Raw genomic sequence first — 3,842 nt, forward strand, 5'->3', positions numbered from 1 at the left:
CAGCATTGCTCACTTCCGCTTCATCCTGCCCAACAAATGTAAAGCGTATTCAGGATTAAAACAAAAAGTGTAAATTTGTAGCAGGATTAAGACTGCACAAAGTGTAAACTAATTTCAGGACGATACAATAAAGCCACCACACAGCCCCACAGCTTGCAAATCCCATATCCCGCACCTATTTGCAAGCTGTTCCGCACCCTTCCCTTCTGTTGTTTTTTCTGTCACGCTTTTTGTATCAACCGCACTTTTTGCACATTGCTTTTTTACTTTATCGTGTTGAATTTTTTAGGTTGAAAAGCAAAAAATCAAAGAGCAAAGCTGACCCACAAAACAAAAAGACGATGCCAGAAAAAACAACCCAAAGCTAAGTAACATAATACACATTATAAGAGCAAAACCCCCGAGGAATCGCACAAGCCCATACTATTGTTTTGTCGTTATAATGGGTATTATGCTAAATAGCCGCAACCCGCCACACTCCACGCTATTGGTGCGCTACTCCCTCCGGTCAAACAAGGCGCAAGCCACAGGCGTATGGTTTTTTTGTTTTATTGGCTTCAATCGGCAGCCAAACCCCTACCCTTTATCCCGATAAAAGATGCACACAAACCAGGCGCAAACCCAACATTTTTTATCGTGCTAAAGGTGATATCGCTGATTAGAGTTAAAAATTTTTATACCTCCAAAAGTCCTAAAAATGACTCAAAATGATGCGATATGTAATAATTTTAAAAAAATCTGTCTGACAACTGTCCCTTAAAATCTGACAACTGCCCCAATGCTGCTTTTGCTCTGTCAGACCAGAAAAAAGCACTTTTTAAACCTTTTTCCAAAAACTCATATAATGATAAAATAAGCTGCTATATCAGAAAATTACTGTCCTTTTTTCCCTTCCCTGCTGACCGACCTTTGTAAAGGTGACCAAACAGGGCATTTTAGAAAAGTGATAACAATCTTTTAATTAATGCAATAAAGAGAGGGCTAACAAAAGGTTAAAAAAAAATTACTAAAAACTGTGATTTTTTTAAACACTGACATATTTATATGATATAACAACTAAATCAAATTTTAATTAATGAAAGAAAAAGTAAAAATCAATTTTATCGGGTTTAACATTGAATGTGAAAACCCAAGTATGAGAACTGTAGTAATTGTTGCAATGGCATTAATATTTTTAGCTATTGTAATCATCCTGTAGACCAGTTTTAGATTAGCTGTATATGAGCCGAATAAAAAACACCTGAAAAAGTTTGAAGAGATAAGAAAAATAGCGACTTTTACAATGTTCAAATACTGAAAAAGCAAGTGCTGCAAACGACCTACACATATAGAAAAAACACTCCGGAAAATTTTTTCTTCACAGGGAACAAGACCTATGAAGAAAACGGGAAATGGAATTTTTTGTATGAAAAGGATAACCATTTAGGGAACGTGCTGGTAGTTGTGTCTGACCGCAAAATTCCTGTTGATGACAACAATGACGGAACCATTGATTATTATACTGCCGATATTTTAGTGACACGGGATTTTTATCCGGGCGGGTCTCCGATGCCTGGGCGAAATTTTAACTCAACAGACTACAGATACGGGTTTAACTCACAAGAAAAAGACGATGAAATATCAGGTAATGGAAATAGTTATACAGCAGAATTTTGGCAATATGATAGCAGGCTTGGAAGGAGATGGAATATTGACCCTGTTGTTAAAGTTTGGGAAAGTGGATATGCAACATTTAATAACAACCCAATTTTACAGATTGACCCTAATGGAGATAATGCAGGAGAATATGTAAAATATTTTAATCCTGAAACTAAATCATATAATAAGGAAAAAATTAGTACAAAAGGAGACGATGAAAAAATAGATACATATGAATATAGTGGAGGTAGTTTAAATGGCCAAACTCTGACTCTTAATAAAAATAATAAAACTGCAAGTTGGGCACCCACTAACTCATCCTTGGGTTCTGTCTCAATAAATCCTAAATTAACAATTTCAGGAGGACCTGTATCATCTGGTGCTGGATTAAGTTTTGAGTCTAATTCTGAAACGTTTGCAACTTCTGTTGTTGGAGATGCTAGTGCAAGTACTGAAGGGTCTATAGGGCTAGGAGCATCTTTAGATGTCGGTTTCTCCTTTTCTAATAAACCTATAATATTAAAAAACGGAAGTAAAGAAACTTTAAAAGTTTCCGAACAAACAGGAATAAATTTATTTGGAAATGGAGTTTTTGCAAAAACTGAGTTGGATATTAAAACAGGTGTTAGAACTTATAAGTTTGGAATTAAATTAGGAGCTAAAGCGGAAACACCAATGACAAATAAATTTACAGCATCTATTGGAATAAAGAATACTGCAGCTTCTGATTATTCATTACTAAAATCAAATAATTTCAGATTACAATAATTATGAAAAAAATCAATTTGTTACTACTGTTTTTAATTATATTGTCTAGTTGTAATAGAATAGACGAATTTTTAAATAAAGATTCTGAAAGAATTTTAACTAGTTTAGAAGAGCCTACTTCAGTGATAGATGAATATTTTCATGAAATAAAGAATAACAATTTTCATAAAATTCATTTTTTGTATTCTGATTTGTTTTTTCAAAATATTACTACTGAAGAATTAATTAATCATTTAAAGAAATTTTTATCATTAACAGGAGAGTTGAAATCATTTAAACTCATAGAAGCAAATATTGAAAACACCAATGGCCAAAAGGTCATTGTTTTATTATATCACGTTGATTATTCTGAGCATTCTTCTGTAGAAAAATTTTCATTATTAAAAGAAAAGTCAAGTTATAAGATATTTGGTCATAATATCAAATCAGATGTTTTTTGACCTATGTAATATCAAAAGGAATATTCAAATAATTACTTAGTATATTTTTCAAGAGCTTTACTCCTTCAATTGCGCGAAGAGTTACAAGTAAAAATGATTTTTCAGGATTTGTAGTTATTAATTCTATGTAAAACTTGGTAGAACCTACGCCTATATCATCTCCTGTATCTGTTCGAATGGAGGAAATGATTTTTATATTATTTAAATTATGAATTTTATAATAAGTGTATAATGGATATTTATAAAAACAAACTGATTTCTGTATCAGGTCTTTTTCCAAATCAATTGTTACTGTCTTTGGAAAAAACAAAGATAGCCATGTAATAAATATTAAGGAGTATCCAAGCATATAAGAAAGGAAATCTCCGTACATTAAAAGGATAAAAATTAAAGAAAAAACTAATAAACTACTAAGTGAATTATATTTTTTTAATAAAATTTTTTTATTTTTTATAATAAGAACACAATTCATTTGAATTCTAAGCGAAGAACTTTTATTTCTTTCTCTCATTTTCATTTTCACTAATCAGTTATAATTTCGCGGTTATAATGTGTCCTTTACCTGGAGGGATACTATTCTCTGTGCATATTCCTGGTGCCAGTATTTTAACTAAAGGAAATACTATCATTTATAATTGAGCAGTTATTTTCTTCCCAATCATTCCAGCTTATAGCTCCGTTTTTGTTTTCAACTGTACGTTTTACAGACCAGCCGTTTGTATCATAATCAAAAGTAGACGTTGTTCTGTCTAAATGTTCATCTTCATTAAAATCATTGGCATTAATAGTGTATTGTTGCCCAGTGTTGTCCTGAATGGTTAAAGAGCCTGAAATATTAATCATCTTTTAAATTGCTTTAAGTTTAACACTATTAATCATTGCATCAAGAGCGTAGAGAATACAAGACTTATCTTGTTCAGGAAATTTAGAAATATCATTTAACCGCTTCAACATAGAGGGGTCTTTTAAAAGTTCTCTATCTTCTGTTTCTCCTAA

General features: G+C 32.0%; 4 protein-coding genes. 2 read left to right on the forward strand and 2 right to left on the reverse strand.

Going from position 1 to position 3,842, the window contains the following annotated elements:
• The first annotated feature begins 1,305 nt into the window (after positions 1-1,305).
• Together H0V01_04720 and H0V01_04725 are read left to right on the forward strand one after the other, a co-directional pair.
• Entirely contained in the window at positions 1,306-2,406 is a 1,101-nt protein-coding gene (locus tag H0V01_04720; GenBank protein ID MBA2582675.1) for a hypothetical protein, read from the forward strand.
• A 2-nt stretch (positions 2,407-2,408) separates the two neighbouring features.
• Positions 2,409-2,846: a hypothetical protein gene (locus H0V01_04725; protein MBA2582676.1), complete on the forward strand. Its 438-nt coding sequence runs from the start codon at positions 2,409-2,411 to the stop codon at positions 2,844-2,846.
• A 1-nt stretch (position 2,847) separates the two neighbouring features.
• On the opposite strand, the gene H0V01_04730 is transcribed toward H0V01_04725, so the two are convergent.
• Entirely contained in the window at positions 2,848-3,219 is a 372-nt protein-coding gene (locus H0V01_04730; GenBank protein MBA2582677.1) for a hypothetical protein, read from the reverse strand.
• A 233-nt stretch (positions 3,220-3,452) separates the two neighbouring features.
• Positions 3,453-3,689 carry a hypothetical protein gene (locus H0V01_04735; GenBank protein MBA2582678.1) on the reverse strand — a complete coding sequence of 79 codons (237 nt, stop codon included), beginning with the start codon at positions 3,687-3,689 and terminating at the stop codon, positions 3,453-3,455.
• Positions 3,690-3,842 lie beyond the last annotated feature (153 nt).

The sequence above is a fragment of the Bacteroidota bacterium genome (genome assembly GCA_013696965.1).
Lineage (GTDB): Bacteria > Bacteroidota > Bacteroidia > JACCXN01 > JACCXN01 > JACCXN01.

Excerpts from the sequence above, each read along its gene's own strand:
- H0V01_04735 (MBA2582678.1), bottom strand. The coding sequence starts at position 3,689 with ATGATTAATATTTCAGGCTCTTTAACCATTCAGGACAACACTGGGCAA.
- H0V01_04730 (MBA2582677.1), bottom strand. The coding sequence starts at position 3,219 with ATGTACGGAGATTTCCTTTCTTATATGCTTGGATACTCCTTAATATTT.
- H0V01_04725 (MBA2582676.1), top strand. The coding sequence starts at position 2,409 with ATGAAAAAAATCAATTTGTTACTACTGTTTTTAATTATATTGTCTAGT.